Genomic DNA, 26,999 nt, shown 5'->3' on the forward strand with positions numbered 1-26,999 from the left:
CCACCGACAACACTACGATCTGGGAGGATCAGATGGCGGAACGGATCACCTCGCCCTTCGGGGCGAAGTCGACGGCGCGCGAGGTCGTCGCGGGCCATGACCTTTCAGGCCGGGTGGCGATCGTCACCGGCGCGGCCACCGGCATCGGCGTCGAGACGGCGCGGGCCCTGGCCCTGGCGGGCGCGGAAGTGATCATCGCCGCGCGCAAGCCGGAGCTGGGCGAAGAGGTCGCCAACCAGATCAACGAAGAGGCGGGGCTGAAGCGCGTCAGCTTCGGCATGCTGGACCTTTCCAGTTTCGAGGCCATCCGCCACTTCGCCCACCGCTGGGGCGATCGCCGGCTGAACATCCTGATCAACAACGCCGGCGTCATGGCCTGCCCGCTGTCGCGCACGGCCGACGGGCTGGAGATGCAGATCGGCACGAACCACTTCGGCCACTTCCTGCTGTCGGTGCTGCTGGCCCCAAACCTGGTGGACGGCGCCGAGCACTCGGGCCATCGATCGCGGCTGGTGTCGCTGTCCTCGATCGGCCACCGTCGCTCGCCGGTGCATTTCGAGGACCCGAACTACCAGACCCGGCCCTACGACAAGTGGGAGGCCTACGGCCAGGCCAAGACCGCCAACAGCCTGTTCGCGGTCGGCTTCGACAAGCGGTTCAAGGACCAGGGCGTCAACGCCAACGCCGTCATGCCCGGCGGCATCATGACTCCGCTGCAGCGGCACATGAGCCTGGACGAGCAGCGGGCCATGGGCTGGCTGGACGAGCACGACAAGCCGCGCGAGGGCTTCAAGAGCACCGAGCAGGGCGCGGCGACCAGCGTATGGGCCGCGGTCGGCGACGAGCTGGAAGGCGTCGGCGGGCTCTATCTGGAGGACTGCAACCAGGCCGTCCCGTGGAGCCAGGAGCACCCCTGGAACGGCGTCGTGCCCCACGCGCTCGACCCGGAAGCGGCCGACCGCCTGTGGGAACTGTCGGTCAAGACCACGGGCGCGGGCGCCTGATGGACGACCGGTCCATCCTGCGCCTGGCCGGGATCGCCACGATCGTCGGCGCGGTGATCGACATCGTCGCGCCGTTCGTCATCTATCCGCATCTGGTCGAGCCGCAGCCGCATCTCGTCTACGTGGCTATCGATCTGCTGCTGATGTTCGGCATGCTGGGCGTCTGGTCGGCGAGCCGGCGCGCGGCCAGCATCCTGGGCCTCGCGGGCTTCGTGCTGGGCCTGCTCGGCGTGATGCTGGTGCGGACCTCGTCGGCCAAGATGTTCGGCGAAGCCTCGTACCTGATCGCCTCCAGCGTCTGGTCGATCGGCATGGTGGTCTGGGCCGTCGACCTGCTGCGGGTCCGGACCTTCCGTATCGCCGCCGGCCTGTGGATCGCCGCGCTCGTCATCGGCCTTGTCGGCGTCGCCCTGAAGGATCACGGTCCCGTCGCGCACGTGGCCAAGATGAGTTTCATCCTCGGTTTCGTCGTCGTCGGCGTCGACCTGATCAAAGCGCGTGGAGAACCCGCATGAGCCAGCCCAATTCGCTTCGGGGCAAGACCCTCTTCGTCACCGGCGCCTCGCGCGGCATCGGCCTGGCCATCGCCCTGCGCGCCGCGCGGGACGGGGCCAATATCGTCATCGCCGCCAAGACGGCCGAGGCGCATCCGAAACTGCCCGGCACCATCTACACGGCCGCCAAGGAAATCGAGGACGCCGGCGGCAAGGCCCTGCCGCTGGTGGTCGACGTGCGCGAGGAGGCCAATGTCCAGGAGGCGGTCGAGAAGGCCGTCGCCCAGTTCGGCGGGATTGACATCTGCGTGAACAACGCCTCGGCCATCTCGCTGACCGGCACCCTGTCGACCGACATGAAGCGCTACGACCTGATGCACCAGATCAATACGCGCGGCACGTTCGTCACCTCGAAGGCCTGCATCCCCTATCTGAAAAAGGCCGAGAACCCGCACGTCCTGATGCTGTCGCCGCCGCTGGATATGTCGCCGCGCTGGTTCGGCTCGCACGTGGCCTACACCATGGCCAAGTTCGGCATGTCGATGTGCGTGCTGGGCATGGCGGAAGAGTTCAAGAGCGACGGCGTCGCCTTCAACGCCCTGTGGCCCCGCACCGGCATCGCCACCGCCGCCATCCAGTTCGCCCTGACCGGCGACGAGGGCCTCAAGCACTGTCGGACGGTCGAGATCATGGCCGACGCGGCCCATGCGATCTTCAGCAAGCCGTCGCGTGAGTTCTCGGGGAACTTCTTGATTGATGATAGTTTCCTGTACGGCGAGGGCGTCCGCGACTTCGACCAGTACAAGGTCGATCCGGCCGCGACCCTGATGCCGGACTTCTTCGTGCCGGAGAGCAGCGAACCGCCGCCGGGGGTGAAGATCGGCTAGCGCTTCTTCTTGCCCGCCGCCTTCTTGGCGCTTGATCGGGCCGCGACCTCCAGCGACTTGCGCGACCAGTCCAGCAGGATGTCCTGGTCGTCGAGCGCCTCGGCCGGCGCGGCCCAGTAGGCCATCGGCTTGCCCTCGCCGAACGGGTCGAAGGCGTGGGAGCCGGCGGCCTCGAACGCGACCTTCAGGGCGTCGTCGCCCTTGAGGTAGAGGACGTCGTCGTCGATCAGCGCGAAGAACAGGCCGTTCGCATAGACGCCGACTCCGCCGAACATCCGGCGCGCGGTGATCTGGCCCAGCGGGGCCAGTTGCTCCAGAACGAAGTCCCGATAGTCCGCAGAGACCGCCATGTCCGTTTCCATTCGCTCGGCCACGCCCGCCGACGCCGCCCTGATCCACCAGTTCATCCTCGATCTGGCGGACTATGAAAAGCTGCTCGACACGGTGGAGGCGACGCAGGCCGATACGGCCGCGGCTCTATTCGGTCCCAAGGCCCGCGCCTTCGCGGACATCGCCGAGCTCGACGGCCAGCCGGTCGGCTTCGCCCTGTGGTTCTACAACTACTCGACCTTCGTCGGGCGGCACGGGATCTATCTGGAGGATCTGTTCGTGCGGCCTTCCGCGCGCGGCTCCGGCGCGGGCAAGGCGCTGCTGGCGAACCTCGCCAAGCGCTGCGTCGACGAGGGGCTGGGCCGCCTGGAGTGGTCGGTGCTCGACTGGAACGCCCCGTCGATCGCCTTCTATGACAGCCTCGGCGCGGCCGCGATGGACGAATGGATCATCCGCCGGCTGACCGGCGACGGCATCCGAAAGCTGGCGGGCCTCTAGGTCCTATTCCAGTCGGTCGGCCTTGCGCAGGTCGGGGAACAGGAAGGCCCACACGGCGGTGACCGCCATGGCCCCGACGCCGCCGAACACCGCCGCGCCGATCGGTCCGAGCAGCCAGGCCATGGCCCCGCTCTCGACCTCGCCCAGTTCGTTGGAGGCGCTGATGAACACACCGGAGACGGCGGCGACGCGGCCGCGCATGGCGTCCGGGGTGACGATCTGGACCAGGGTCTGGCGGACATAGACCGACAGCATGTCGGCCCCGCCCAGCACGGCCAGGGCTCCGACCGACAGCCACTCCAGCTTGGAGAGGCCGAACACCGCCGTGGCCAGGCCGAACACCGCCACGCCGGCGAACATGATCTTGCCGGCGTTGCGGCGGATCGGGTTGCTGGCCAGGTAGACGCCGACCAGCGAAGCGCCGATGGCGGGAGCCGCGCGCAGCAGGCCGAAACCGCCGGGGCCGATGTGCAGCACGTCCTTGGCGAACACCGGCAACAGGGCCGTGGCCCCGCCCAGGATCACCGCGAACAGGTCCAGCGAGATCGAGCCGAAGACGATCTTGTTGTTCCAGACGTAGGACAGGCCTTCCTTGATCAGCTCCACGCGCGAGCCGGGCTGGGTTTCGGGCTGGGTGTTCTTGCGGATCGATAGGGCCAGCAGGGCGGCGACCAAGTAGAAGACCAGCGAAGCGCCGAAGGCCAGGGCCGGCGAGTGGATGAGCAGGAGCCCGCCCAGCGCCGGGCCAATGATCGAGCCGCCCTGCCAGGACAGCGAGTTCCAGGCGATGGCGCGCGGCAGCAGGGGGCGCGGCACCAGCATCGGCCCCATGGCGCTGCTGGCGGGCGAGAGAAAGGCGCGGCTGGCCCCGAACATCACCGAGACGGCGAAGATCGGCCACAGCGCATGCGAGCCCATCAGCGCCAGGATCAGCAGCACGCTGGCGCTGATCGCGTCCAGGCACAGGGTGGCGGCGACGATCAGCTTGCGGGTCCGTCGGTCGGCCGTCTCGCCGGCGATGAGGGTCAGCAGGAACAGCGGCACGAACTGGGCCAGGCCGATCATGCTAACCATGAAGGCCGACTCGCCCACCGAGTGGGTCAGGCGGGCGATGGCGTAGACCTGCCAGCCCAGGGCCACCGACTGGATCTGCACCCCCAGGGTGGAGACGAAGCGCGCCACCCAGAAGAGGAGGAAGTCACGCTCCCGCAACAGGGCGCGGGTAGAGGTGTCGGGAGCGGGCGGCGCGGGAGAGGCGGGGTCGGACATTGGGTCGCAACATAGGCCGCGCTTCGCGCACCGCAACGTTATTGACCTGAGAAAGGCTTGGCCCTACAGCGCGCGCATCTTCTGGAGGTTTCCGGGTATGCCCCGCCTGCGACGAATGACGCGCGAACGCGCCACGATCTGACGCCCTCCCGGTCGCGCCTTCGCGTCGGGAGCCCCCGACGCCCTTTCGCATTTCCCGAAGGCCGATGACCCCGACAACAGCCCAAAAGACCGTTCCGCCCGCGCCCGCCTATCCGCCCCTGGTCCATGAGACCCCGGCGATGGAGGCGGCCGTCACCCGCCTGATCGACCGGGTGTTCGGCCCTGGCCGTTTCGCCAAGTCGTCCGAGCGTCTGCGCGAGGGCAACACCCTGTTGAGCGACTGCTCGTTCGTGGCTCTGCGCGACGGCGAGCCGGTCGGCTGCTGTCGCATGTGGCCGGTGACGATCGGCGGCGAGCCGGTCGCCTTCCTGGGGCCGCTGGCGGTGGATCCCGACGAGCGCAGCGCGGGCCTGGGCCAGGCCCTGGTCGAGAGCGCCGTCAAGGCCGCCCGCGCCGCCGGCTGGCGCGCGGTGCTGCTGGTCGGCGATGGCCCCTATTTCGGCCGGGTCGGCTTCACCAACGCCCACACGGCCGGCGTCGTCATGCCCGGCCCGGTGGATCAGCGCCGGGTGCTGCTGCTGCCGCTGAAGGAAGCCGGGGACGAAGGACTCGCGGGTCTGGTCGCGATCGATCCGCGCGCTTGAACCGCCACTCCTGCTTGAGTGCGATGGCCTATGGGCCTAACTGATCCGTGATGACCGACGCATCTCCCAAGACCGGGTTGGACGGCGTCGCCCAGGCCGCCCAAAACGCACAAGGGGGGGCCGCCGGCGCGCGCGGCCTGCCGCCGGTCCATCTGTGGAACCCGCCGCATTGCGGCGAGATCGACATCCGCATCCGCAAGGACGGGGTCTGGTTCCACGAGGGCTCGCCGATCGGCCGGGAGGCCCTGGTGCGGCTGTTCTCGACCGTGCTGCGGCTCGATCCGGACGGCTATCACCTGGTCACGCCCGTCGAGAAGATGAGGATCACGGTCGAGGACGCGCCGTTCATCGCCACCCGCGTCGACCGCGTCCAGAAAGACGATGGCGGCGAGGCGCTGGTCTTCCAGACCAATGTCGGCGACACGGTCGAGGCGGGGCCGGACAATGCGATCCGCGTCGAGATCGATCCGGTGACCGGCGAGCCGCGCCCCTATGTTCACGTCCGTCGCGGGCTGGAGGCGCTGATCGCCCGGCCGGTGTTCTACGAACTGGCCGAGATGGCTGGCCAGCAGAACGACGCTTGGGGCGTCAGCTCGAACGGCGCGTTCTTCCCGATCGCGCCGCCGGGAGCCGTCCCGGCATGACGCACCCAGACATGACGCGGGAGGAGCGCCGCGCCTGGATCGCCAGCCGTCTGCATCCGATCTCGGACTACGACCCCAGTCTCGCCAATCCGAAGAAGTCCGACTACGACCTCAATCCCGGCTTGAAGGTCGACAACCCGCACGCTCTGCGTCCGGCCGCCGTGCTGGTGGGGCTGATCGAGCACGAGGACGGGTTGACGGTCCTGCTGACCCGCCGGTCCGACACCCTGCGCAGCCACACCGGACAGATCGCCTTTCCCGGCGGTCGCTGCGATCCGGGCGAGACGCCCTGGCAGACGGCCCTGCGCGAGGCGCAGGAGGAAGTAAACCTCGATCCGGCCCTGGTGACCGTGGTAGGCCTGTTGCACGGCTACCAGACGGTGACCGGCTTCCATGTGACGCCGGTGGTCGGCTTCATCGATCCGAAGGCGACCTTCGTCGCCAGCCCCGAGGAAGTGGCTGACGTCTTCGAGACGCCGTTCGCCTTCCTGATGGATCCGGTCAACCATCAACGGCAGTCGCGGGAGGCTCCGGATGGGGCGCGACGTCATTTCTATGCGATGCCCTGGAACGATCGGTTCATCTGGGGGGCGACGGCCGGCATGCTCCGGTCGTTGTACGAGGCGCTTTACGACGAAAGCGGACGGACACCCTCCGAATAGGGTGTTTCGCATCTGGCGAAGCCAGGGTCTCCTGGCCTAACAATGTCGCCCCGTTCAAGGGGCGATGACGCGTGCTGTGGGGAGTCAGGCGTTGAGCAGTGAATCGATCGGCGTTCAGCCGTGGATGGCGCTACCTGGAACAAGGGCGGTGTTCGCCGCCCTGGAGGCGCGCGGCTATCCCGGCTGCGCGCGCTTCGTCGGCGGCTGCGTTCGCAACGCGGTGATGGGCAAGCCCATCGACGATATCGACATCGCCACCACCCTGACGCCTGACCTGATCATCGACGCCCTGGAGCAGGCCGGCCTGCGCGCCATTCCGACCGGCGTCGACCACGGCACGATCACGGCGCTGTCGGGCGGCCGGCCCTATGAGATCACCACCCTACGCAAGGACGTCTCGACCGACGGCCGCCGGGCGGTGGTGGCCTTCACCCAGGACTGGGGCCAGGACGCCGAGCGCCGCGACTTCCGCTTCAACGCCCTGTACGCGGATCTGGAAGGACGGCTCTACGACCCGACCGGCGAGGGGATCAAGGACGCTCACGAAGGCCGGGTGGTGTTCGTCGGCGATCCGATGACCCGTATCCGCGAGGACTATCTGCGCATCCTGCGCTTCTTCCGGTTCCAGGCCTGGTACGGCAAGGGCGACGCCGACCAGAAGGCCCTGGCCGCCTGCAAGGCGCTGAAGGGCATGGTCTCCGGCCGCGCCGCCGAGCGTACTCAGAAGGAACTGATGAAGATGCTGGCCGCGGAGGATCCGCGCCCGGCTCTGCGCCTGATGGCGGCGACCAGCGTGCTGTCCTCGATCCTGCCCCAGGTGAAGTCTCTGGCCCGCTTCGAGGCCCTGGTGGCCATCGAGACCGAGCAACTGTTCGAGAACGACCCGGACCTGCGCCTGGCGGCGCTGATCCCGGACGATCCCAAGCAGGCCGCCGACCTGGCCGAGCGACTGCGCCTGCCCAACAATGTCCGCGACCGGATCGTTGACGCGGTTGGCAAGAGTCCGCGCATCGTCTCGTGGATGAGCCCGCGTGAAGCGCGCCGCGCCGTCTATGGCCTGGGCGTGCGGGCGTTCAGCGACCGGATCAAGCTGGCCTGGGCCGGCTCGGGCCGTGACTCGACCGCCCCGCAGTGGCGGGCCCTGCTGGCCCTGGCCGAGACCTGGAACCCGCCGGCCTTCCCGCTGTCGGGCGAGGAGGTCATGCAGGCCGGCGTGCCAAAAGGGCCGATGGTCGGCGAGGTGATGCGCGAAATCGAAATCTGGTGGATCGACCAGGACTTTATCGAGGACAAGTTCAGCGCCATCGAGCGGCTGAAGGCGGTCGCGCAGGGCATGGTTTACTAGGAGGGGTGTCTTGAAGATCGGCCTGCTCGAGACCGGCAATCCGCCAGGCGACCTCGCGGAGACCCACGGCAGCTATTCGGCGATGTTCGAGGCGCTGCTGGGGCCGGAGCATAGCTACCGCGTCTATGACGTCCAGAAGGGCGAGCTGCCCGAGGATCCGGGCGAGAACGACGCCTATGTCATCACCGGCTCGGCGGCCGGAGTCTATGACCCGTTGCCGTGGATCGAGCCGCTCAAAGCGTTCCTCGTCCAGGCCAAGGGCGAGCAGCCGATGGTCGGGGTGTGCTTCGGCCACCAGATCATGGCCGAAGCGTTCGGCGGCAAGGTCATCAAGTCCGACAAGGGCTGGGGCGTGGGCCTACAGGCCTACGCGGTCGAGGCGCAGGAACCGTGGATGGACGATGCCCACCACGTCGCCGTGCCCGGCTCGCACCAGGACCAGGTCGTCGCGCTGCCCCCTGGCGCGCGGGTGCTGGCCGGCAGCGCGTTCACGCCCTACGGGATTCTGACGTACGACGACGCCAAGGCGATCTCGATGCAGGTCCACCCCGAGTTCTCGCCGGACTACGCCAAGGCGCTGATCGAGACGCGGCGCGGCGCGCGGCTCACTGACGAGCAGGCCGACGCGGCGATCGCCAGCCTTTCGGCCGACAACGACCGCGCGCGGATGGCCGAATGGATCGGCGCATTCCTGAAGCAGGAAACCCAAGGCTAAGCAGGCGCGTTCCTCCCGCGGTGAAGTCCGGGAGGTCCGTCCATGCGTATCGCTACCGTCGTGATCCTGGCCGGAGCCCTGGCCGCCGCCGGCGCGGTCGTCGCCAGCGTACAGGCGGCGCCTGAAACGAAGGCGGCGGGGCCAGCGCCCGTGGCGCTGAAGACCGCCGCCAGCTTCCAGTCGATCAAGGATCCGGCCGCGCGGTCGATCGCCCTGTTCCAGGAGGCCGGCAAGGTGATCCAGAGCCCGCGCTGCCTGAACTGCCATCCGGTCCAGCGCGCCCCGACGCAAGGCGACAACCTGCATCCGCACAATCCGCCGATGATCGCTGGCGACAGCGGCCATGGCCCGGCGGGCATGCCGTGCTTCTCGTGTCATACCCAGGCCAACGTCCCGACCTGGGGTGCGGATATCAAAAGTATCCCCGGCGATCCGAAGTGGGCCCTGGCCCCCGCCGAGATGGCCTGGCAAGGCAAGTCGCTGGGCCAGATCTGCGCCCAGATCAAAAATCCCTCGACCAACGGCGGCAAGTCCATGGCCGAGCTGCATCATCACATGGCGCAGGATCACCTGGTCGGCTGGGCCTGGAACCCGGGCGCCGGACGGATCCCGGCCCCCGGCACGCAGGCGCGGTTCGGCGAGCTGATCAAGGCGTGGATCGACACCGGCGCCAAATGCCCTAAGGCCGCCTGATACTTTCCAGATAGGCGGTGAACATGTCGGCCATGGCGTCGGCGTGGGCCGTGATCTCGGTGTCCGTCCTCGGCGTCTCGGAGAAAGCCTTGGCGACCTCCTTGAGCGTCAGGGTGATCAGGTCGCCGGCCTGGACGCGGACGTCTTCGTCCGTGTCCGGCAGCACCTCGCGCATGAAGTCGCGGATGGTGTCCGTGCCCGAGACCCTCGCCGCCTGGGCCTCGGGGGCGTCGCGATAGAGCGGCGCGGCGTCGTTGAGCGCCGTGCGCATCGCGGCTTCCTCGCATTCGGATCGGACGAAGGCGTGGACCAGGGCGCGCAGGCGCTCCAGGGGCGGCCGCGCGCGGTCCTCCAGGATGGTGCGCAGCAGGTCGGTCGTCTGGCGCCATTCGTCGCTTTGCAGCCGGAACAGGATCGCGGCCTTGTTCGGGAAGTACTGATAGACCGAGCCGACGCTGACTCCTGCCTTGTCTGCGACCCGGGCGGTGGTGAAACGCGCCGCGCCCTCCTTGGCCAGAACCTGAACAGCCGCCTCCAGGATCGCCGCCACCAGCTCGGTCGAACGGGCCTGCTTGGGCTGCTTTCGTGAGGAAATCCGGGGGCTTGGGTGGTCAGGCATAGGAGCGTCCAGCAACGCGAATAGGAAACCTGACGAATTAGTCGCATTTCTGAGGTCGGCGCAACACCGCGCTTTTGGAGACCTCCATGAACACCCTGATCAAGCTTGGCCCGCTGCTGGGCCGCCTGTTCGACCTGAGCGACACGGCGCGCCCCGTCTTCTCCGGCGTGCCCGCCGCCGAGCGCGAGCGGCTGATGCGCAGCAAGACCGAGTATCTCGAGCTCTACGGCGCCCTGAAGGAATTTCCGCTGGCGGTGTCGCGCGACACCGGCGCGCTGCTCTACATGCTGGCGCGATCGATCGGCGCGAAGACGATCGTCGAGTTCGGGACCTCGTTCGGCGTCTCGACCCTGCACCTGGCCGCGGCCCTGCGCGACAATTGGGGGAATGGGGGCGGCGGTCGCCTGATCACCACCGAGTTCGAGCCGTTCAAGGCCGAGCGCGCCCAGGAGCACTTGGTGGCCGGCGGCCTGCTGGACCTGGTCGAGATCCGCCTGGACGACGCGCTGCGGACCTTGGCTGTCGACCTGCCGGAGACCATCGATCTCGTCCTGCTGGACGGCGCCAAGGCGCTTTATCCGGAGATCCTGGCCCTACTGGAAAGCCGCCTGCGGCCGGGCGCGTTGATCATCGCCGACAACGCCGACTATGCGCCGGAGTATCTGGCGAAGGTGCGGTCCACCGAAGCCGGCTACCTGTCCGTGCCGTTCGGCGAGGACGTGGAACTGTCGATGAAGCTCTGAACGGGCCACAGCAGCACGATCGCCGTCAGGACGAGGTGCGCCCCGGCCGAGAGCCAGGGCGACCCGTCCGGACGGGCCGCGTCGATGGTGACCGCGCCATCGAGCAAGGTGTTGGTCAGGTTCCAGCCCCAGTGCAGACCGACGGCGGCCCAGAGGCTCTTCCAGCGCCAGGCCGCGGCCGCATAGGCCAGGCCGAAGCAGAAGATCCGCATCCAGGCCAACGGCCCGTCGCCCAGCCGGTAGATGTGATTCAGCAGATAGATGGCGCTGCTGGCCAGGACGAAGGCCGAGCTGGTCCAGGCGACGCCCGAGGCCTTCAGCCAGAAGCCTCGGGTCAGGATGTCCTCGGTGATCGAGGCGACGAAGGTCGACAGGGCCGCGCCGGCGACCATGCCGATCCAGAAGATCGGTGTGTGCGAGGCAGGTGGCGAACCGAAGACGAAGGTTCCGTTCGCCAGGCCCCAGAAGACCGCGGCGAGTCGCGCCAGGGCGGCCAGTAGAATGCCGACCAGCACCAGCCGCGCCCAACCCGGCTTGAGGTCGAGGGCATAGGCGTCATAGCCGCGATGGCCCAGCAGCCAGCGTCCAACCGGCCAGGCCGCCAGCAGGGCGGCGATCATCAGTACGGCCTGGAGAGCGGGGCTGTGCAGCCAGAGCATGCCTACGCCCTCGGCCGACTGGTAGAGAGCGAACAGGATGACGAAGGCCGCGATCCGGCGGCCGGCCGACACTGTCCCTAAGGCCATTTCACCGCCGGCGGCATCGAGCTCAGGATCGATTCCACGTTCCCCCCCGTCTTCAGACCGAACATCGTGCCACGGTCGTAGAGCAGGTTGAACTCGACATAGCGGCCGCGCTGGACCAGTTGCTGCTCGCGCTCGTCGGCCGTCCAGGCCTCGCCCATCCGGCGACGGACCAGCTCCGGATAGATCTCCAGGAACGCCCGGCCAACGTCCTGCGTGAAGGCGAAGTCCCGGTCCCAGTCGCCGCTGTCGTGGTGGTCGTAGAAGATGCCGCCGATACCGCGCGGTTCATTACGGTGGGGCAGGAAGAAGTACTCGTCGCACCAGGCCTTGTACTTGGCGTACCAGTCCGGATCGTGCTTGTCGCAGGCCCGCTGGTAGGCGGCGTGGAAGTCGATGGCGTCGGGGAAGTCCTGCTGGCGCTGATAGCCGAGCAGGGGTGTGAGATCCCCGCCGCCGCCGAACCAGCTCTTGGTCGTGGCGATGAAGCGGGTGTTCATGTGCACGGCCGGCACCCGCGGATTGGTCATGTGCGCGATCAGGCTGATGCCGGTGGCGAAGAACCGGGGGTCGTCCGCCGCGCCGGGCATGTTTTTCGCCATCTCGGGCGTGAAGGTCCCGTGCACCGTCGAGACGTGGACGCCGACCTTCTCGAACAGGCGGCCGTGCATCATGCCCATGACGCCGCCGCCGCCGGCCGGGCGGTCCCAGGGTTTCTTCTCGAAGCGGCCGGGCGCGCCGGGATAGAGATCGGCAGGGGCCTCGTCCTCCAGGCGTTCGAATTCCGCGCAGATCTGGTCGCGCAGGCTTTCGAACCAGGCGCGGGCCTTGGCCTTCTTGTCGTCGAGGGCCAGAATTTCGAGGTCTTGGTCGGTGCTCATGCCGTCGGATTAAGCCGCAGAACGCCCGCGTGCAAATGGGTCGCCGCGCCTGAGGCAAAACCGAAGGGCGGTATTCGACAAGAACGGGACGGCGACCCCATATAGATCAAGGTTTCCGCGCCTTCCGGAGTTCGTCATGCCCGTCGCCAAATCCGCCGCCAAGTCCTCGGATGTCTGGATCGCCTCGGGCGTCCGCACCCCGTTCGCCAAGGTCGACGGGCCGCTGGCTTCCTACGACGCGATCGAACTCTCCGTGCCGGTCGTGAAGGCCATGCTGGCGAAAGGCGCGCGGCCCGACTTCGCCGTCTGGGGCACGGTCATTCCGAATCTGACCTGGAGCAACCTGGCGCGCGAAGTGCTGCTGGACGCCGGAGCCGACCCGACCATTCCGGCCTTCTCGACCATCATGGCCTGCTCGACCAGCATGATCGGCGCGATCGAGGCGGCCGGCATGATCGACGGGCGGGGCCGCGACCTCGCCCTGGTCGGCGGCGTCGAGAGCATGAGCCGGGTGCAGATCGGCCTTTCGGTCGCCCTGTCGGACTGGATCCGCAAGTTCCAGGGCGCCAAGACGGGCCAGCAGCGACTGGCGGCCCTGGGCGCGCTGAACCTGAAGGACGTGAAGCTGTTCATCCCCAAGGTGGCCAACCGGGTCACGGGGTTGTCCATGGGCGAGCACACCGAGATCACCGCCAAGGAATGGAACCTGTCGCGCGCCGACCAGGACGCCCACGCCCTGGCCAGCCACCAGGGCGCGGTGAAGGGCTGGGAGGAAGGCTTCTTCGACGACCTGGTCATTCCGATCGGCGGCGCCAAGCGCGACACCATCCCCCGCAAGGACTCGACGCTGGAGAAGCTGGCCAAGCTGGGTCCGGCCTTCGACAAGACCAGCGGCAAGGGCACGCTGACGGCCGGCAACTCCTCGCCGCTCACCGATGGCGCGGCGGCGATCTGGGTCGGGTCCGAGGCCGGCATGGCCCGCCTGCCGGGTGAGACGCCGAAAGTGAAGATCGTCGACTACGAGGTCACCTCGATCGACCTGCGCCACGAGGGCCTGCTGATGGCGCCCGCCTATGGCGTGCCGCGCATGCTGGCCCGCAACGGCATGACCTATGCCGATGTCGGGCTGTGGGAGATCCACGAGGCCTTCGCCGCCCAGGTGCTGTCGCACATCGCGGCCTGGGAAAGCGCCAAGTTCCTGTCGGAGAAGGCCGGCGTCGCCGCGCCGATGGGCGCGTTCCCACGCGATCGCATGAATCCGTTCGGCGGCTCGCTGGCGCTGGGTCACCCGTTCGGGGCGACCGGAGCGCGGATTCTCAGCCAGGCGGTGAAGGAGCTGGCCGCCCGTCCGAAGGGCGAGCGCGCCATCGTCAGCATCTGCGCCGACGGCGGCCAGGGCACGATGATGCTGCTGGAGAGCGCTTAGGTTCGAGGAGCCGAAACCTCGTCCTTCGACAAGCTCAGGATGAGGTTTCTACCGCGACGTTTGATGTCGTCCTCACCCTGAGCTTGTCGAAGGGCGAGGGCGTATCCTAGGTCAGGGCCGTGAAGATCAGGGCCACGACGGCGACGTCGAAGATGCGGATGGCGACGGACAGCATTTGAAGACCCGTGGGCGATGAATTCACCAACGATTAAGCAAGACTGGCGCCAACCCTTCGGTTCCCGCTGATGGCGCTCTTCTTCGACGCCGCCTGGTACGACGAACGCCTCGCCGAGCGCGGTCTGAGCCGCACGATCCTGGCCGCCGCCGCTGGTCTGAGCGAGGCCGACCTCACCCTGGCGTTCAAGGACCAGCGCGAGCTATCGATGCGGGAAGTCTCTGTCTTCGCCGAGCTTTTGGGCGTCACGCCGGCCGAGGCCGCGTCGCGCGCCGGGATGCGTCCACCGCCGGTCAGCGACGCCCAGCGTCTGGCGGCGTTGGAGGCGCGGGTCGCCGCGCTCGAGGCCGAGCTGGCCCGCCTGAAGGGTTAGATCTTGGTCTTCTTCAGCAGGCCCGTTGGGGGACGGCGATCGGCCGGCCCGGAATATTCCGTCCCGAGATAGGTCGATCTGGCCGTATCCAGCACTTCCTGCCCACCGCGCAGGCCGCGTTTCTGTCCAGGCTGACCCATGACATGCGCGGCGAAGGCGGCGAAGCCTCCCCGGCGCGGCGGGGGTTCCTGACGCGGTGGGGGGGCGTCTTCCTCCACGACGAATACAACCTCTTCTTCGGTCTCATGACGCTCGCCATCGCGCGGCGCCGGCAGGGCGCGGCGCGCGGGACCAGGGCGTCGAAGGGGATCGATCGGGCCGCTCATGGTGAAGAGCCTAGAAGCCGGACGGTTAAGAACCGCTGGAGCGTCTTGGTTAAGGCGTGGGTTAGGACTTGTTCGCCAGCTTGGCCAACTGCTCCTGCATCGCCTCCATCTGGCGCTTCAGGTCGGCCAGGGAGTCGTCGCCGGCGGGGGGGGGCGCAGGCGAAGGCTGAGGCTCGGCGGGCGCCGCGCCGCCGTCTTCCGGACGCACATAGGCGAACGGCGAGAACATCTTCATGGCCCGGTCGAACAAGGCCATGTTCTGGCGGATCTGCTCTTCATAGACGCCCATGCCGGGGATCTTGCCGGGCGCCAGGCCCGCGAACTGTCCGCGCATGCGCTCCTGCTGCTTGGAGAAGCTCTCCAGCGACATTTCCAGGTACGACGGCAGGAAGGCCTGCATCGAATTGCCGTAGAAGCCGATCAACTGGCGCAGGAACTGGATGGGCAGCAGATTCTGGCCGCCGCCGCGATTCTCTTCCTCGAAGATGATCTGGGTCAGGACCGAGCGGGTGATGTCGTCGTTGGTCTTGGCGTCATAGACCACGAAGTCGACGCCCTCCTTCACCATGTCCGACAGGTGTTCGAGGGTCACGTAGGACGACGAGGCCGTGTTGTAGAGGCGGCGGTTGGCGTACTTCTTGATGATGACGCGCTGGCCGGCAGCCTTCTCGGCGCCCGCCTTTTCGCTGTTCGCGGCCGTTTCGCCTTTTTCAGGGTTCTCGGACATTTCGTTCCCTAAGGTAGCGGTTGGACCGCTTCTCGCACCGCACTATCGCTAATGCAAAGGCGAGGCGCCAGTGGTCAGATGACTTGGAGCTGTCGCCAAGCCGTGAAAATGTAGCCGTGACGAACGCCGTCGCGATGTGCATGTTGGATGCTGCATCGCAAAAGCACGGGCGCCGCAACCGCGAAGGCGTCACGTCAGAACGTCACGGGAGCCTATCCATGAGCGACATCGTCATTGTCTCCGCCGCGCGCACGCCGGTCGGTTCGTTCAACGGGGCGCTGTCCAGCCTGCCCGCTTCGGACCTGGGCAAGATCGCGATCCAGGCCGCCGTCGAGCGCGCCGGCATCGCCCCCGCCGACGTCGACGAGGTTATCCTGGGCCAGGTGCTGCAGGCCGCCGCCGGCCAGGGCCCCGCTCGCCAGGCCTCGGTCAATGCCGGCATCCCGGTCGAGAGCCCGGCCTGGAGCCTGAACCAGCTGTGCGGCTCGGGCCTGCGGGCCGTGGCCCTGGCGGCCCAGCAGATCGCCGCCGGTGACGCCAAGATCGTCGTGGCTGGCGGCCAGGAGAGCATGAGCCAGGCGCCGCACGCCCAGAACCTGCGCGGCGGCCAGAAGATGGGTGACCTGACCTTCGTCGACACCATGATCAAGGACGGCCTGTGGGACGCCTTCCACGGCTATCACATGGGCCAGACGGCCGAGAACATCGCCAACCGCTGGCAGATCACCCGCCAGGACCAGGACGTCTTCGCGGTCGCCAGCCAGAACAAGGCCGAGGCCGCCCAGAAGGCCGGCAAGTTCGACGCCGAGATCGTTCCGGTCACCATCAAGGGCCGCAAGGGCGACACCATCGTCGACAAGGACGAGTTCATTCGCCACGGCGCGACCCTGGAAAGCGTCCAGGGCCTCAAGCCCGTGTTCAACAAGGAAGGCTCGGTCACCGCGGCCAACGCCTCGGGCCTCAATGACGGCGCAGCCGCCCTGGTGTTGATGACCGCCGACGAAGCCGCCAAGCGCGGCCTCAAGCCGCTGGCCCGGATCGCCTCATGGGCCAATGCCGGCGTCGAGCCGGAGATCATGGGCACGGGTCCGATCCCGGCCTCGAAAAAGGCGCTCGAAAAGGCTGGCTGGACCGTCGCCGACCTCGACCTGGTCGAGAGCAACGAAGCCTTCGCCGCCCAGTCGCTGTGCGTTGTCCGCGAGCTGGGCCTCGACCCGGCCAAGGTCAATGTCAACGGCGGCGCCATCGCCATCGGCCACCCGATCGGCGCCTCGGGCGCGCGGATCCTGACCACCCTGCTGCACGAGATGAAGCGCTCGGGCGCCAAGAAGGGCCTGGCCACCCTCTGCATCGGCGGCGGCATGGGCGTGGCCATGTGCGTCGAGGCCGTCTAGGTCCGGAGCGCCCAGGCCTCAAGAAAGTAGGCTGCCTCAATAACGTCGCGCATCCTTAGGCGTGATCCGCGCGCTTCCTCTTGCTGAGGCGCGCGGATCACGCGAACCATAAGAAAACAGCGTTCGGGAGAGATCAGATGACGAGAGTGGCTTTCGTGACCGGCGGCACCCGCGGGATCGGCCGGGCGATCTGCGAGCGATTGATCGCCGACGGACACAAGGTGGCGGCGGGCTATTCCGGCAACGAGGAAGCGGCCGCGGCCTGCGCCAAGGCGCTGGGCGTCATGGTGGTGAAGGGCAATGTCGGTTCGTTCGACGACTGCGCCGCCGCCGTGAAGACGGTCGAGGCCGAGCTTGGCCCCATCGACATCCTGGTCAACAACGCCGGCATCACCCGTGACGGCATGCTGCACAAGATGACCTACGAGCAGTGGTCCGAAGTGATCCGGGTCAACATGGACTCGGCGTTCAACATGACCCGCCCGGTGATCGAGGGCATGCGCGACCGCGGCTGGGGTCGCATCGTCAACATCAGCTCGATCAACGGCCAGAAGGGCCAGATGGGCCAGACCAACTATTCAGCCGCCAAGGCCGGCCTGATCGGCTTCACCAAGGCGCTCGCGCTCGAGAACGCCAAGAAGGGCGTGACGGTCAATGTGATCTGCCCCGGCTACATCGACACAGAGATGGTGGCGGCGGTGCCGGAGAACGTTCTGGCCCAGATCATCGCCGGCATCCCCGTCGGTCGCCTGGGCAAGGGCGAGGAGATCGCCGACATGGTCTCGTTCCTGTCGGGCGAACGCGCGGGTTTCGTCACGGGCGCCACGCTCAGCCTCAACGGTGGCCAGTACATGGCCTGATGCGGGCCTGATCCCGGTTCCCTGAAGCCCAAGGCTTGACGCCGACTGTTGCGGTTGGGCCTCATGCCGCCGGCTTCGGGGAATAGGCGTTAACGCGTCCAAGATTCGCCCCAGTCGGCGGGCAGTACGGATCGCATGAAATTCTGTAAGGCGGAGTTGGCTGACCTCGGGGCCCGTGTGTCCCTGGCGATCGCGGCTCTGATGGTCATGACGGCGTCCGCGAACGCCCAGCAGCTGCCGCACTCGCTGCGGGACGCCTTGCTTGGTCACAAGGGGCCGGCCGAGGCCCGCCGCGTCGCCGCTCCGCCGGTGGGGCGCTATGTCTCCGAAAGCGGCGGCGCCTTCATCTTCGACCAGGCCGCGCCCCAGCCGCTGATGAAGTTCGACAACAGCGCCGAGGTCTGGGTGCTGTCGGCCCAGCCGGCCTCGCGCGGCGATGTCATCTACCGAAACGACCTGGGCGAACCCGTACTGCGGGTGACCAAGCTGGGCGGCATGATCCTGTTCACCGACGACGCCCCGATGGGCGCGGCCGCCGCCCTGTCGGGCCGCGCCTCGTCGATCCAGCCGCCGGCGATCATGTCGTTCAGCGTGTTCGTCCAGCGCGTCCGCATCGCCACGGCCCGCGCCAGCCGCGCGGCCCAGCGCGATATCGAGTTCTCGACCGTCGAGGACGTGCGGCCCGAGACCTCTGTCCTGGCCGCCGACTCCGCCACGGTCGTGGCCGAGGCTTTCGAGCGGATGGCCCGCAAGGGCGACCGCTCGATCATCGCCAAGGTCTTCCGTGTCCTGCTGGCCGAGGGCCGCAAGCCGTCCGCGGCGCTGAAGGACGGGGCCCTGACCATCACCTATTCGCCGGATCAGGGCCTGGCCGGCCGGCCCTCGTCCAAGCGGATCATCAAGGTCATGAACCGCTGATCCGTCGCGGCGTACTGAATTCTGGCGAACGTCGTTCTCCAAGCGTAACCATAACTCCTCAGCGACCGTTTACCCGAATGGTCTAGCTTGATGACACACGGCCACGATGGCGCCGCCGCATGGGATCAACCCCGCGTGGTGCGACGCCAGCGAGGCTTTTCGTGCATCCGCAAGGTTCTATTGTCTGGTCATGGATAGCTCCGAGCTCGCCGAGGTTCCTGAGCGTGGGCGGCTGAAGATGGCCGACATCGCCCGCATGGCGGGCGTGTCGATCTCGACGGTGTCGCGCGCGCTGGCGGGCAATCCGCTGATCCCCAAGACGCTGCGCGACCAGATCGTCGAGATCGCCCAGACCCACGGCTATGTCGTCAACCAGTCGGCGCGGTCCCTGCGCCTGCGCAAGACCGACACCATCGGCGTCATCATTCCGCTGGCCCACGAGGCGGGGCAGCTGATCTCCGACCCGTTCTTACTGGAGATGGTCGGGCGACTGGCCGACGAGATCACGCGCCGCAACTACTCCGTTCTGCTCAACAAGGTGATCGTGACCGAGCCGGGCTGGCTGGACCGTATCATCCAGTCGCACCGCGCCGATGGTCTGGTTCTGATCGGCCAGAGAGTCCAGCACGAGGCGCTGAACGCCGTCGCCGACACCTACAAGCCGATGGTGGTCTGGGGCGCCCCGCTGCCGGGCCAGCGCTATTGCGCGGTGGGCAGCGACAACGTCCAGGGCGGTCGACTGGCCGTGGCGCACCTGGCCGGCGCCGGCCGCAAGCGCATCGCCTTCCTCGGTGCGGTTGAGGCGCCCGAGGCCGCCCAGCGCTTCGAGGGCTACAAGATGGGCCTGGCCGAGGCGGGCCTTCCTTTCGACGCGAGTCTGGTCGCGCCAGCGCCCTGCGCCATGGAAGAGGCCCAGGAAGCGATCACGGCCTTCTTGGCGACCGGTGTGTCGTTCGACGCCGCCTTCGCCTTCTCGGACATCATCGCCCTGGCGGCGATCGGCGCCCTGACCGAGGCCGGCAGGAGCGTGCCGGGCGAGGTGGCGGTGGTCGGCTTCGACGACATCGTCCTGGCCCGTTACAGCACTCCGCCCTTGACCACGATCCGCCAGGACCTGGCGTTCGGGGCCCGGGCGATGGTCGACCTGCTGTTCCGCCGCATGGCCGGCGAGGATGCGCCCGGGACCCTGTCGCCGGTCGAGCTGGTGGTGCGCGGCTCCAGCGTCTAGAGCGCCGACGGGGACCTACGTCGCTTCGACGCCGATCGACTTCAATTCCTTGAGGAAACGGGCCAGGCTCTGGTGCGAACGCTTCAGGCCTTGCAGAACCTCGGGCTTGGACAGGGCCGACTGCGGGACGATGAAACCTTCGCGGCCGACGCGCTGGGCCATGCCCTTCTCCAGCATCTCGACGAAACGGCGGCGAACGGTTTCGTAAGGCAGGGCCAGCGAGTCGGCGACTTGGCGCACGGTCAGCGGGCGGCGCTCATGGTCCGGCGGAACTTCGTCGACCTCGGCGTAGAGGCCGCCGCGGATATGCGAGCAGTTGCCGGCCCAAAGGGTAGTGAAAACGAGGGCGTACAGGAGGTCCGAACCATGGACTTCGTTGGCGATCTCGACCCAGCGTAGAATGTAGTCCGTCGCGTAGCGGCTGGCCGCGCGAGCGTTGATGTACTCATCGGACATAGGTTACTCGGTTCCCCAGGGTCGTCGTTTCGGCGCGACGTGAAAAGGATTGCATGGCTCGATGAACGACGCCATGCGACCAAGTTGCCCACTATGGGTACCCTATCTGAGCACCCGCGACCGGTTGACGCAGGTATGGAGGGCTTAGGTTTTCGAGGGGCTCCAATCGGGCGCGGCCAGCTCGAAGCCCTCGAAGCGGAAGCCCGGCGCGACGGTGCAGCCGACCAGAGTCCACGCGCCCAGGCTGACCGCGGTCTGCCACCACAGCGTCGGCACGACCACCTGCGGCCGGCAGCCGGCGCGCAGGTCCGGACCCAGGACATAGGCCGTGGCGCCTCGACCGCCGGGCGGCGACAGGGTGATCGAGATCGGCGCGCCGGCGTACCAGTGCCAGGTCTCGACGGCGTCGACGCGGTGCCAGGCCGACATCTGCTCGGCCTCCAGCAGGTAGTAGATGCAGGTGGAATGGGCGCGGCCGTCGGGACCGGGCTCGTCTTCGAAGGTCCGCTTGTACCAGCCGCCCTCGGGATGGGGCTGCATGTCCAGCATGCGGATGATTTCCTTGGCGCCCAGGTCGCCGGAGACGCCCCGTACGGTCTTGTTGGAGTCGATCACGCTGTCACTCATCCCTTGAAGCTGTCCTTGGCGGCCCGGATCTCGGCGAAGGCCTGGGCGGGGGTGGAGGCGGCCGACCGCAGCCGCGGCGCGCGCAGGAAGGGATTGGTCGCCTTCTCGGCGCCGATGGTGGTGGGCACGGTCGGTTCGCCGCGCTCGCGGGCCGCGAACACCGCGTCGGCGCGGGCCTTGAGGGCGGGGTCGTCATCGACCGACAGCGCGAAGCGGGCGTTCGCGGCGGTGTATTCGTGAGCGCAGTAGACGACGGTGTCGTCGGGCAGGGCGGTGATGCGGGATAGCGACTCCCACATCTGCTCGGGCGTACCCTCGAACAGACGGCCGCAGCCTAGGGCGAACAGGGTGTCGCCGACGAAGGCGATGCCGTCGGCGGCGTCGTGATAGGCGATGTGGCCCAGGGTGTGGCCGCCGGAGTCGATGACCTCGAACCGGGTCTCGCCCAGCAGGACGATGTCACCACCGCGCACCACGCGGTCCAGCGGCGCGATGCGGGTCACTTCGGCCGGGCCGGTGATGGTCGCGCCCGTGGCCTTCTTCAGCGCCGCGTTGCCGCCGGCATGATCTGGGTGCCAGTGGGTGTTGAGAATCAAGTCGAGGCTCCAGCCCAGCGTGTCGAGCTCGGCGAGGATGGCGTCGGCGTCCGGCGTGTCGATGGTCGCGACCTTGCCGCTGGTCTCGTCGCGCACGAGGAAGCCGTAGTTGTCGGACAGACACGGGAACTGGTGGACGGTCAGGGACATGAGAGGGCTTGCTCTATCGCGCCGACGCGGGCGCGCCTACAAGGATGGCCTCGACGCTCGGGAGACTCAATGCGCCGCGACGTGCTGGATCTGAGAGCCTTCTACGCCGCCCCGCTGGGCCGCGCGGCGCGGACCATGCTGACCCGCAAGGTGGAAGAGGCATGGGGTAATACGCGGGACCTCGACGTGCTGGGCGTCGGCTACGCCACCCCCTTTCTGGACGCCGCCCGGGGCAACGCCCGCCGGGTGGTGGCCGCCATGCCGGCCCAGCAGGGCGTCGAGGTCTGGCCGCATGGCGGCCGCAACCAGGCCTGCCTGGTCGAAGAGACAGCCTTGCCGCTGCCCAACGCCATGTTCGACCGCGTTCTTGCCGTCCACGCCCTGGAAGAGGCCGACGACCCGGCCGCCCTGCTGGCCGAGATTGGCCGGGTGATGGCCCCCACGGGACGGCTGATCGTGGCGGTGTCGTCGCGCGACGGCGTCTGGACGGGCGCCGAGACCACGCCGTTCGGCCACGGCCGCCCCTACAGCCGCGGCCAGCTGGAATCGCTGATTCGAGAGGCGGACCTGGAGCCGGCCGGCTGGACGCGGGCTCTCTATGTGCCTCCGGTCGGGGCCATGGCGTCGTGGGCCGAGGGCTTCGAGCAGGTCGGCGCGCGCCTGTGGCCGCGCTTCGCCGGGGTGATCCTGATGGAAGCCATCAAGCAGACCTTCGCGGTCAAGCCGCGCGGCCATCGCGCTCGCGCGCGGGTGTTCGCGCCCGGCGTCCTGCTGCCCAGTCCGGCCGGGCCGACCCCCGCGCGGCACGAAGGTGGCCGGTCCGTTCCCGTTCATCAGGCGCCCGTTCCTCAGGCGCCGAACGGTCGGGACGTCTGATCTCACTTGGAGCGAAGCGCGCGGACGCCTAGCTTGTGGTCCTGACAACCGTTCGCTCCCGGGAACACCGCCATGAAGATGATCGTCGCCGTGATTAAGCCGAGCCGCCTGGATGCGGTGCTTGAAGCGGTCACCGAGGCGGGCGCGTCGGGTTTGACCGTCACCGAGGTGCGCGGCTACGGCCGCCAGAAGGGCAAGACCGAGGTCTATCGCGGCGCCGAGTACGAGGTGAAGCTGCTGCCGAAGGTCAAGCTGGAGATCGCCGTGCCCACCGACGTGCTCGAGCCCGTCATCGAGGCTCTGCAGCGCACCGCCAACACCGGCAAGATCGGCGACGGCAAGGTCTTCGTCATGGACCTGGAACAAGCCCTGCGCATCCGCACCGGCGAACGCGACGCGGCGGCCATCGCGGGCTAAGACAAGCGGAGCCATGAGCCGCCCTGCGCGTTGTCGTGGTTCACGGCGATTTGGGGCGACATGGATCCGGGACCTTCCGTCTTCCAACCGGGATACAACTGCTGGCGGGTCGAGCCCGCCGATCGCGTGGCCCTGTTCATCGACAACGACGAGGCGTTCGACGCGCTGAAGCCGTTGATCCTGTCGGCCAGGAAGTCGATCTGGATCCTGGCCTGGGTGTTCGATCCCCTGACGCGCCTGGACCCCGACCGCGTCAAGAAAAGCCGTGATCCCAGCCACGCCGACCGCATCGGCCTGATCCTGCGGCGACAGGCGGCGCTCAATCCCGCGCTCGACGTGCGGGTGCTGACCTGGGACATGCCGCTCCCGATCGCCGCCTCGCAGCTGTTCGGCCCGCATCGCGGCGCGGCCTTCTTCGCGGGCTCCCGCGTCAAGTACCGGCTGGACGCCACCCTGCCGGCCAGCGCCTGCCATCACCAGAAGGCGGTGATCATCGACGGCGTGACCGCTCTCGTCAGCGGCGGCGACATCGGCGTCGACCGCTGGGACGACACCCTGCACCTGGATAACAATCCGCTGCGTCGCCTGCCGACCGGCCGTCACTATCCCGCCCGCCACGAGGTCTCGATCCTGGTCGATGGCCGGGCGGGCGAGGCGATGGCCGACCTGTTCGTCGACCGCTGGAAGGCCTCGGGCGGCGATCCGGTCGAGCGCCCGGACCGCCCCGACGAGACGCCCTGGCCCGAGGATCTGCCGCCCGATCTGCGCCGTCTGCCGGTCGCCGTGGCCCGCACCTCGGCCGCGTGGCAAGGCCGCCCGGAGATCATCGAGTGCCTTATGCTGCACCTCTCGGCGATCCGGCGCGCGAAGCGGCTGATCTATCTGGAGAACCAGTACCTGACCTCGCCAATCATCGTCGAAGCCCTGGCCGAGCGCCTCGCCGAGCCCGATGGTCCCGAGGTGGTCACGGTCGGACCGGCGCGCAGCCCCAGCTATTTCGACCAGATGACCATGGACAGCGCGCGGACCTCGGCCATCAACCGCCTGCGCGAGGTCGACGTCCATGGGCGTTTCTCGGCCTTCTCGGCCCACACCCCCAAGGGGGCGCCGATCATCGTCCACTCCAAGGTGGCGATCATGGACGACTGGATGCTGCGGATCGGCAGCGCCAACCTCAACAACCGTTCGATCGGGCTCGACAGCGAGTGCGACCTGGCCTTCGAGGCCAGGAGCGAGTTGGAGCGCGAGACGGTCCGCGCCTTCCTGGGCCGTCTGGTCGGTCACTTCATCGATCGTTCGGCCGCCGACGTCCTGGAGGCCATGGATCGCGAAGGCGGCCTGGGCGGGGCGATCAACGCGCTGGACGTCAAAGGCGGCCCGCCGCGCCGGCTGCAGCCCGTGCCGGCGCGCCACCTGAGCGGCGTTCAGAAGTTCATCGCCGACTGGAGCCTGGGCGACGCCATCGCGCCCGACGACGCCTGGCGACCCTGGGGGCGTCGAACGCGCCTGCGGCGCGACATCGCCCGGCTTACTCAGCCGCCGCCCGAGCCTCCAGAGCGGCTTAAGCCGTGACCTCCAGCTCGACCACCAGCGGCAGGTGGTCGGAGGCCACGCGGGCCAGCGGGCTGAACGGCGAATTGACCCCGCGCGTCTCCAGGCCCTTGGTCAGGAAGACATGGTCGATGCGCATGAACGGGAAGCTGGACGGGAAGGTCGCCGTGGCCGGTCGCGGCCAGCTTGGCGTCGGCGCCTGGGCGTCGCGCAGGGCCGTTCGCAGCATCCTATAGGTCGCCGAATAGGGCGTGGCGTTGAAGTCGCCCAGCACCACCCCGGGGGCCAGCCACTCGTCCGCGCCCATCCAGTCGGGACCCAGCAGGGCGGCGGCCTGGCGCTTCTGTTCCTGTGGGATCAGGCCCAGGTGGGTGTTGATGATCTGGACCTTGGTCCCGCCGACATCCACCTCCACCCACAGGGCGCCGCGGGGCTCCAGGCCCGGCACGCGCTTGTAGAGCGGCAGGCTCTTGGCCTTGACCCTTCGCTCGGGAAGGGCGGTCAGGATGGCGTCGCCGTAGAGCTCTTCCTCCACGGTCATGGCCGGGTGGAAGTGAAAGCTCATCTTCAGAAGTTCGGCGAGGCGATGGGCCTGGTCGACGCCCTTGGTGCGGGCGCGAAGGACGTCCAGTTCCTGCAGGGCGACGACATCGGGCTTTTCGGCCGCGATGACCTCGGCCACACGCTCGACATCGAGCTTGCGGTCCGTGCCCACGCAGCGGTGGACGTTGTAGGTCATGAGACGAAGCGTCTTCATCCGTCGAACAGATCGCCCGAGACCGGCGGAAGTTCCCCCCCAGGATGGTTTCCTTGCGTCGTCGCGCCGTTGCGGCTGAGCATGAACAGGCAGGTCTCGGCCCGCCAGTTCTCGAGCGTGCTGGCCGGATTCATCGGTCGGGCCGGACCGGCGCCGGCGAAAGCGGCGCAGGCGTCGACGCGCAGGTTGAGCTCGGCCGTCAGGGCCAGGAAGTCGGCCAGGGTGCAGAGGTGGATGTTCGGCGTCGACCACCACGGCATCGGCAGGGCCTTGGTCTCGGGCATCCGGCCTCGGCTGAGCAACGACCAGCGCACCCGCCAGTGGCCGAAGTTCGGGAACGAGACGATGGCCCGGTCGGCGATCCGCAGCAGTTCGTCCAGCACGTGGCGCGGATGGCGCGTCGCCTGCAGGGTCTGGGACAGCACCGCGTAGTCGAACGAGCGGTCGGGAAAGTGGTCGAGGTCCAGGTCGGCGTCGCCCTGCACCACCGACAGGCCGCGCGCCATGCAGGCGGCCACGCCGCTGGCGCTGATCTCCAGCCCCCGGCCGTCGACCTGCTTTTCGTGACTCAGCAGGTCCAGCAGCGCGCCTTCGCCGCAGCCGACGTCCAGCACCCGCGAGCCGGGGCGCACCAGGCGCAGGATCTCGCGGAAGTCCTCCCGAACTTTATTCTGGGAATTTGGGGTCAAATCAGCCCCCGGTCACGCTCTGCCGAACTCAGGAAGCCCGCCAGCGCCGCGTCCATCACCGGCTCGTCCAGCAGGAAGGCGTCGTGGCCCTTGTCGCTCTCGATCTCGGCGAAGGCGGCGCGGGCCCCGGCCGCGGTCAGGGCGCGGACCAGATGACGGCTCTCGGCGGTGGGATAGAGCCAGTCGCTGGTGAAGCTGAGCACGCAGAAGCGCACGTCGCGCGCCCCGGTGAAGGCCTTGGCCAGCACCCCGCCGTGGCTGGCGGCGATGTCGAAATAGTCGGTGGCCCGGGTGATGTAGAGATAGCTGTTGGCGTCGAACCGGTCGACGAAGCTGGCCCCCTGGTGACGCAGATAGCTCTCGACCTGGAAGTCGGCGTCGAAGCCCCAGGACAGGCCGTCGCGCTTGAGCTCGCGGCCGAACTTTCGCTGAAGGGCGGGCTCGGACAGATAGGTGATGTGCGCGGCCATCCGCGCCACCGCCAGGCCTTTTCCGGGCTGCACGCCATGCTCGGCATAGGCGCCGCCGCGCCAGTCCGGATCGGCCATGATCGCCTGGCGGCCCACCTCGTGGAACGCGATGTTCTGGGCCGAGTGCCGGGAAGCGGACGCCAGCACCACGGCGCTGAACAGCCGCTCCGGATAGTCCACCGCCCACTGCTGGGCCTGCATCCCGCCCATTGAGCCGCCGATCACGGCGAACAGGGTCTCGATGCCCAGGGCGCTGACCAGCATCGCCTGGGCGCGGACCATGTCGGGGATGGTGATGACCGGGAACGCCAGCCCGTAGACCTTGCCGGTGGCCGGGTTGATCGAGGCCGGCCCGGTCGAGCCCATGCAGCCGCCGATCACGTTCGTGCAGATGATGAAGTGCCGCGCCGGGTCCAGCGGCTTGCCGGGACCGATCATCCGCAACCACCAGCCGGGCTTGCCCGTCGTCGGGTGCGGCGAGGCGACGTACTGGTCGCCGGTCAGGGCGTGGCAGATCAGGACGGCGTTGGACTTGTCGGCGTTGAGCGCGCCATAGGTCTGGTAGCCGATCTCCAGGCCCTCGAGCATGGCGCCGGAATCGAGCCGCAGGGGTTCGTTCGCGGGAAACCGCCAGGTTCCCCCGCCGGCGGGTGTAACCAGATCGAGCGCAGCCATGGCCCGCCTTGGACCCCTTGGCGAACAAGGTGTCA

Annotated in this window: 35 protein-coding genes; 21 read left to right on the forward strand and 14 right to left on the reverse strand. The window is 68.2% G+C overall.

Annotated elements, in window-relative coordinates:
• Nucleotides 1–32: 32 nt before the first annotated feature.
• The 3 genes from AC07R7_RS05455 to AC07R7_RS05465 are packed head-to-tail and all read left to right on the forward strand — an operon-like array spanning nucleotide 33 to nucleotide 2,385.
• Nucleotides 33–1,004 (forward strand): SDR family NAD(P)-dependent oxidoreductase, encoded by a 972-nt coding sequence (locus tag AC07R7_RS05455; protein ID WP_494634422.1) that lies wholly within the window; start codon nucleotides 33–35, stop codon nucleotides 1,002–1,004.
• Nucleotides 1,004–1,519, forward strand: a complete 516-nt coding sequence (locus tag AC07R7_RS05460; RefSeq protein ID WP_494634423.1) for a hypothetical protein — start codon at nucleotides 1,004–1,006, stop codon at nucleotides 1,517–1,519. Before AC07R7_RS05455 ends, AC07R7_RS05460 begins: the two co-directional genes overlap by 1 nt.
• A complete protein-coding gene (locus AC07R7_RS05465) occupies nucleotides 1,516–2,385 on the forward strand; it encodes an SDR family oxidoreductase (protein ID WP_494634424.1) in 870 nt (289 codons plus the stop codon). The genes AC07R7_RS05460 and AC07R7_RS05465 overlap by 4 nt, the downstream gene beginning before the upstream one ends.
• On the opposite strand, the gene AC07R7_RS05470 is transcribed toward AC07R7_RS05465, so the two are convergent.
• Entirely contained in the window at nucleotides 2,382–2,747 is a 366-nt protein-coding gene (locus tag AC07R7_RS05470; RefSeq protein ID WP_494634425.1) for a TfoX/Sxy family protein, read from the reverse strand. The genes AC07R7_RS05465 and AC07R7_RS05470 overlap by 4 nt on opposite strands.
• Here AC07R7_RS05470 and AC07R7_RS05475 point away from each other — a divergent pair.
• A complete protein-coding gene (locus tag AC07R7_RS05475) occupies nucleotides 2,734–3,213 on the forward strand; it encodes a GNAT family N-acetyltransferase (protein ID WP_492888092.1) in 480 nt (159 codons plus the stop codon). The two genes, AC07R7_RS05470 and AC07R7_RS05475, sit on opposite strands and share 14 nt — an antisense overlap.
• A 3-nt stretch (nucleotides 3,214–3,216) precedes the next feature.
• On the opposite strand, the gene AC07R7_RS05480 is transcribed toward AC07R7_RS05475, so the two are convergent.
• Complete coding sequence (locus AC07R7_RS05480; RefSeq protein WP_494634426.1) at nucleotides 3,217–4,482, reverse strand: MFS transporter; 1,266 nt, start codon at nucleotides 4,480–4,482, stop codon at nucleotides 3,217–3,219.
• Nucleotides 4,483–4,579: 97 nt separating this feature from the next.
• On the opposite strand from AC07R7_RS05480, the gene AC07R7_RS05485 reads away from it, so the two are divergent.
• The 7 genes from AC07R7_RS05485 to AC07R7_RS05515 all read left to right on the forward strand — a co-directional run bounded on the left by AC07R7_RS05485 (nucleotide 4,580) and on the right by AC07R7_RS05515 (nucleotide 9,287).
• Complete coding sequence (locus tag AC07R7_RS05485) at nucleotides 4,580–4,624, forward strand: hypothetical protein (RefSeq protein ID WP_199170699.1); 45 nt, start codon at nucleotides 4,580–4,582, stop codon at nucleotides 4,622–4,624.
• A 64-nt stretch (nucleotides 4,625–4,688) separates the two neighbouring features.
• Nucleotides 4,689–5,228: a GNAT family N-acetyltransferase gene (locus tag AC07R7_RS05490; protein WP_492888090.1), complete on the forward strand. Its 540-nt coding sequence runs from the start codon at nucleotides 4,689–4,691 to the stop codon at nucleotides 5,226–5,228.
• Nucleotides 5,229–5,278: 50 nt separating this feature from the next.
• On the forward strand, nucleotides 5,279–5,872 hold the full coding sequence (locus tag AC07R7_RS05495) for a DUF1285 domain-containing protein (RefSeq protein ID WP_494634427.1): 594 nt from the start codon (nucleotides 5,279–5,281) through the stop codon (nucleotides 5,870–5,872).
• A gap of 11 nt (nucleotides 5,873–5,883) precedes the next feature.
• Nucleotides 5,884–6,534 (forward strand): CoA pyrophosphatase, encoded by a 651-nt coding sequence (locus tag AC07R7_RS05500; protein WP_492888265.1) that lies wholly within the window; start codon nucleotides 5,884–5,886, stop codon nucleotides 6,532–6,534.
• A 91-nt stretch (nucleotides 6,535–6,625) separates the two neighbouring features.
• Nucleotides 6,626–7,879 (forward strand): CCA tRNA nucleotidyltransferase, encoded by a 1,254-nt coding sequence (locus AC07R7_RS05505; RefSeq protein ID WP_492888088.1) that lies wholly within the window; start codon nucleotides 6,626–6,628, stop codon nucleotides 7,877–7,879.
• A gap of 10 nt (nucleotides 7,880–7,889) precedes the next feature.
• The gene (locus AC07R7_RS05510; RefSeq protein ID WP_494634428.1) at nucleotides 7,890–8,594 is read left to right on the forward strand and encodes a glutamine amidotransferase-related protein; all 705 of its coding nucleotides are present in this window, start codon (nucleotides 7,890–7,892) and stop codon (nucleotides 8,592–8,594) included.
• Between the two features lie 42 nt (nucleotides 8,595–8,636).
• Nucleotides 8,637–9,287: an Isoquinoline 1-oxidoreductase subunit gene (locus tag AC07R7_RS05515; protein ID WP_492888086.1), complete on the forward strand. Its 651-nt coding sequence runs from the start codon at nucleotides 8,637–8,639 to the stop codon at nucleotides 9,285–9,287.
• On the opposite strand, the gene AC07R7_RS05520 is transcribed toward AC07R7_RS05515, so the two are convergent.
• On the reverse strand, nucleotides 9,274–9,906 hold the full coding sequence (locus tag AC07R7_RS05520; protein ID WP_494634429.1) for a TetR/AcrR family transcriptional regulator: 633 nt from the start codon (nucleotides 9,904–9,906) through the stop codon (nucleotides 9,274–9,276). The two genes, AC07R7_RS05515 and AC07R7_RS05520, sit on opposite strands and share 14 nt — an antisense overlap.
• Nucleotides 9,907–9,992: 86 nt before the next feature.
• On the opposite strand from AC07R7_RS05520, the gene AC07R7_RS05525 reads away from it, so the two are divergent.
• Nucleotides 9,993–10,649 (forward strand): O-methyltransferase, encoded by a 657-nt coding sequence (locus AC07R7_RS05525; RefSeq protein ID WP_494634430.1) that lies wholly within the window; start codon nucleotides 9,993–9,995, stop codon nucleotides 10,647–10,649.
• Here the strand turns inward: AC07R7_RS05525 and AC07R7_RS05530 are convergent.
• Both AC07R7_RS05530 and hemF read right to left on the reverse strand, forming a co-directional pair.
• Nucleotides 10,598–11,395: a CPBP family intramembrane glutamic endopeptidase gene (locus tag AC07R7_RS05530; protein WP_494634431.1), complete on the reverse strand. Its 798-nt coding sequence runs from the start codon at nucleotides 11,393–11,395 to the stop codon at nucleotides 10,598–10,600. The two genes, AC07R7_RS05525 and AC07R7_RS05530, sit on opposite strands and share 52 nt — an antisense overlap.
• Nucleotides 11,386–12,273 carry an oxygen-dependent coproporphyrinogen oxidase gene (hemF, locus tag AC07R7_RS05535; protein ID WP_494634432.1) on the reverse strand — a complete coding sequence of 296 codons (888 nt, stop codon included), beginning with the start codon at nucleotides 12,271–12,273 and terminating at the stop codon, nucleotides 11,386–11,388. Before hemF ends, AC07R7_RS05530 begins: the two co-directional genes overlap by 10 nt.
• Before the next feature lie 136 nt (nucleotides 12,274–12,409).
• On the opposite strand from hemF, the gene AC07R7_RS05540 reads away from it, so the two are divergent.
• Nucleotides 12,410–13,699 (forward strand): acetyl-CoA C-acyltransferase, encoded by a 1,290-nt coding sequence (locus AC07R7_RS05540; protein ID WP_494634433.1) that lies wholly within the window; start codon nucleotides 12,410–12,412, stop codon nucleotides 13,697–13,699.
• A gap of 106 nt (nucleotides 13,700–13,805) precedes the next feature.
• Here AC07R7_RS05540 and AC07R7_RS05545 read toward each other — a convergent pair whose 3' ends face one another.
• A complete protein-coding gene (locus tag AC07R7_RS05545) occupies nucleotides 13,806–13,871 on the reverse strand; it encodes a hypothetical protein (RefSeq protein ID WP_125155815.1) in 66 nt (21 codons plus the stop codon).
• A gap of 73 nt (nucleotides 13,872–13,944) precedes the next feature.
• Here AC07R7_RS05545 and AC07R7_RS05550 point away from each other — a divergent pair, with 73 nt between their 5' ends.
• Entirely contained in the window at nucleotides 13,945–14,247 is a 303-nt protein-coding gene (locus AC07R7_RS05550) for a helix-turn-helix domain-containing protein (protein ID WP_494634434.1), read from the forward strand.
• On the opposite strand, the gene AC07R7_RS05555 is transcribed toward AC07R7_RS05550, so the two are convergent.
• Both AC07R7_RS05555 and phaR read right to left on the reverse strand, forming a co-directional pair.
• Complete coding sequence (locus AC07R7_RS05555; RefSeq protein WP_494634435.1) at nucleotides 14,244–14,573, reverse strand: hypothetical protein; 330 nt, start codon at nucleotides 14,571–14,573, stop codon at nucleotides 14,244–14,246. The two genes, AC07R7_RS05550 and AC07R7_RS05555, sit on opposite strands and share 4 nt — an antisense overlap.
• A 61-nt stretch (nucleotides 14,574–14,634) precedes the next feature.
• Nucleotides 14,635–15,300, reverse strand: a complete 666-nt coding sequence (gene phaR / locus AC07R7_RS05560; protein WP_494634436.1) for a polyhydroxyalkanoate synthesis repressor PhaR — start codon at nucleotides 15,298–15,300, stop codon at nucleotides 14,635–14,637.
• A 218-nt stretch (nucleotides 15,301–15,518) separates the two neighbouring features.
• Here phaR and AC07R7_RS05565 point away from each other — a divergent pair, with 218 nt between their 5' ends.
• The 4 genes from AC07R7_RS05565 (at nucleotide 15,519) to AC07R7_RS05580 (ending at nucleotide 19,700) form a co-directional block, all read left to right on the forward strand.
• Nucleotides 15,519–16,694: an acetyl-CoA C-acetyltransferase gene (locus AC07R7_RS05565; protein WP_492837347.1), complete on the forward strand. Its 1,176-nt coding sequence runs from the start codon at nucleotides 15,519–15,521 to the stop codon at nucleotides 16,692–16,694.
• 137 nt (nucleotides 16,695–16,831) lie between these two features.
• Complete coding sequence (locus AC07R7_RS05570; RefSeq protein ID WP_492888078.1) at nucleotides 16,832–17,554, forward strand: beta-ketoacyl-ACP reductase; 723 nt, start codon at nucleotides 16,832–16,834, stop codon at nucleotides 17,552–17,554.
• 135 nt (nucleotides 17,555–17,689) lie between these two features.
• Nucleotides 17,690–18,472 (forward strand): DUF4908 domain-containing protein, encoded by a 783-nt coding sequence (locus AC07R7_RS05575; protein ID WP_494634437.1) that lies wholly within the window; start codon nucleotides 17,690–17,692, stop codon nucleotides 18,470–18,472.
• Nucleotides 18,473–18,710: 238 nt separating this feature from the next.
• Entirely contained in the window at nucleotides 18,711–19,700 is a 990-nt protein-coding gene (locus AC07R7_RS05580) for a LacI family DNA-binding transcriptional regulator (RefSeq protein ID WP_494634850.1), read from the forward strand.
• 15 nt (nucleotides 19,701–19,715) lie between these two features.
• On the opposite strand, the gene AC07R7_RS05585 is transcribed toward AC07R7_RS05580, so the two are convergent.
• The 3 genes from AC07R7_RS05585 to gloB all read right to left on the reverse strand — a co-directional run bounded on the left by AC07R7_RS05585 (nucleotide 19,716) and on the right by gloB (nucleotide 21,529).
• Nucleotides 19,716–20,156 (reverse strand): hypothetical protein, encoded by a 441-nt coding sequence (locus AC07R7_RS05585; RefSeq protein ID WP_492837344.1) that lies wholly within the window; start codon nucleotides 20,154–20,156, stop codon nucleotides 19,716–19,718.
• A 144-nt stretch (nucleotides 20,157–20,300) separates the two neighbouring features.
• Nucleotides 20,301–20,783 carry a cupin domain-containing protein gene (locus tag AC07R7_RS05590; protein WP_494634438.1) on the reverse strand — a complete coding sequence of 161 codons (483 nt, stop codon included), beginning with the start codon at nucleotides 20,781–20,783 and terminating at the stop codon, nucleotides 20,301–20,303.
• Complete coding sequence (gene gloB, locus AC07R7_RS05595; protein WP_494634439.1) at nucleotides 20,780–21,529, reverse strand: hydroxyacylglutathione hydrolase; 750 nt, start codon at nucleotides 21,527–21,529, stop codon at nucleotides 20,780–20,782. The genes AC07R7_RS05590 and gloB overlap by 4 nt, the downstream gene beginning before the upstream one ends.
• Nucleotides 21,530–21,598: 69 nt before the next feature.
• Here gloB and AC07R7_RS05600 point away from each other — a divergent pair, with 69 nt between their 5' ends.
• The 3 genes from AC07R7_RS05600 (at nucleotide 21,599) to AC07R7_RS05610 (ending at nucleotide 24,394) form a co-directional block, all read left to right on the forward strand.
• A complete protein-coding gene (locus AC07R7_RS05600; protein WP_492837341.1) occupies nucleotides 21,599–22,405 on the forward strand; it encodes a class I SAM-dependent methyltransferase in 807 nt (268 codons plus the stop codon).
• Between the two features lie 72 nt (nucleotides 22,406–22,477).
• Nucleotides 22,478–22,822, forward strand: a complete 345-nt coding sequence (locus AC07R7_RS05605; RefSeq protein WP_010918409.1) for a P-II family nitrogen regulator — start codon at nucleotides 22,478–22,480, stop codon at nucleotides 22,820–22,822.
• Between the two features lie 60 nt (nucleotides 22,823–22,882).
• Nucleotides 22,883–24,394 carry a phospholipase D-like domain-containing protein gene (locus tag AC07R7_RS05610; protein ID WP_494634440.1) on the forward strand — a complete coding sequence of 504 codons (1,512 nt, stop codon included), beginning with the start codon at nucleotides 22,883–22,885 and terminating at the stop codon, nucleotides 24,392–24,394.
• Here AC07R7_RS05610 and AC07R7_RS05615 read toward each other — a convergent pair.
• Genes AC07R7_RS05615 through metX form a run of 3 tightly spaced genes read right to left on the reverse strand, consistent with a single transcriptional unit; the run spans nucleotide 24,384 to nucleotide 26,964 of the window.
• The gene (locus tag AC07R7_RS05615; protein ID WP_492888072.1) at nucleotides 24,384–25,130 is read right to left on the reverse strand and encodes an endonuclease/exonuclease/phosphatase family protein; all 747 of its coding nucleotides are present in this window, start codon (nucleotides 25,128–25,130) and stop codon (nucleotides 24,384–24,386) included. The two genes, AC07R7_RS05610 and AC07R7_RS05615, sit on opposite strands and share 11 nt — an antisense overlap.
• A complete protein-coding gene (metW, locus tag AC07R7_RS05620; protein WP_494634441.1) occupies nucleotides 25,127–25,819 on the reverse strand; it encodes a methionine biosynthesis protein MetW in 693 nt (230 codons plus the stop codon). Before metW ends, AC07R7_RS05615 begins: the two co-directional genes overlap by 4 nt.
• Entirely contained in the window at nucleotides 25,816–26,964 is a 1,149-nt protein-coding gene (gene metX / locus AC07R7_RS05625) for a homoserine O-acetyltransferase MetX (protein ID WP_492837336.1), read from the reverse strand. The genes metW and metX overlap by 4 nt, the downstream gene beginning before the upstream one ends.
• Nucleotides 26,965–26,999 lie beyond the last annotated feature (35 nt).

The sequence above is a fragment of the Caulobacter sp. GW821-FHT05F04 genome, from assembly GCF_059419665.1.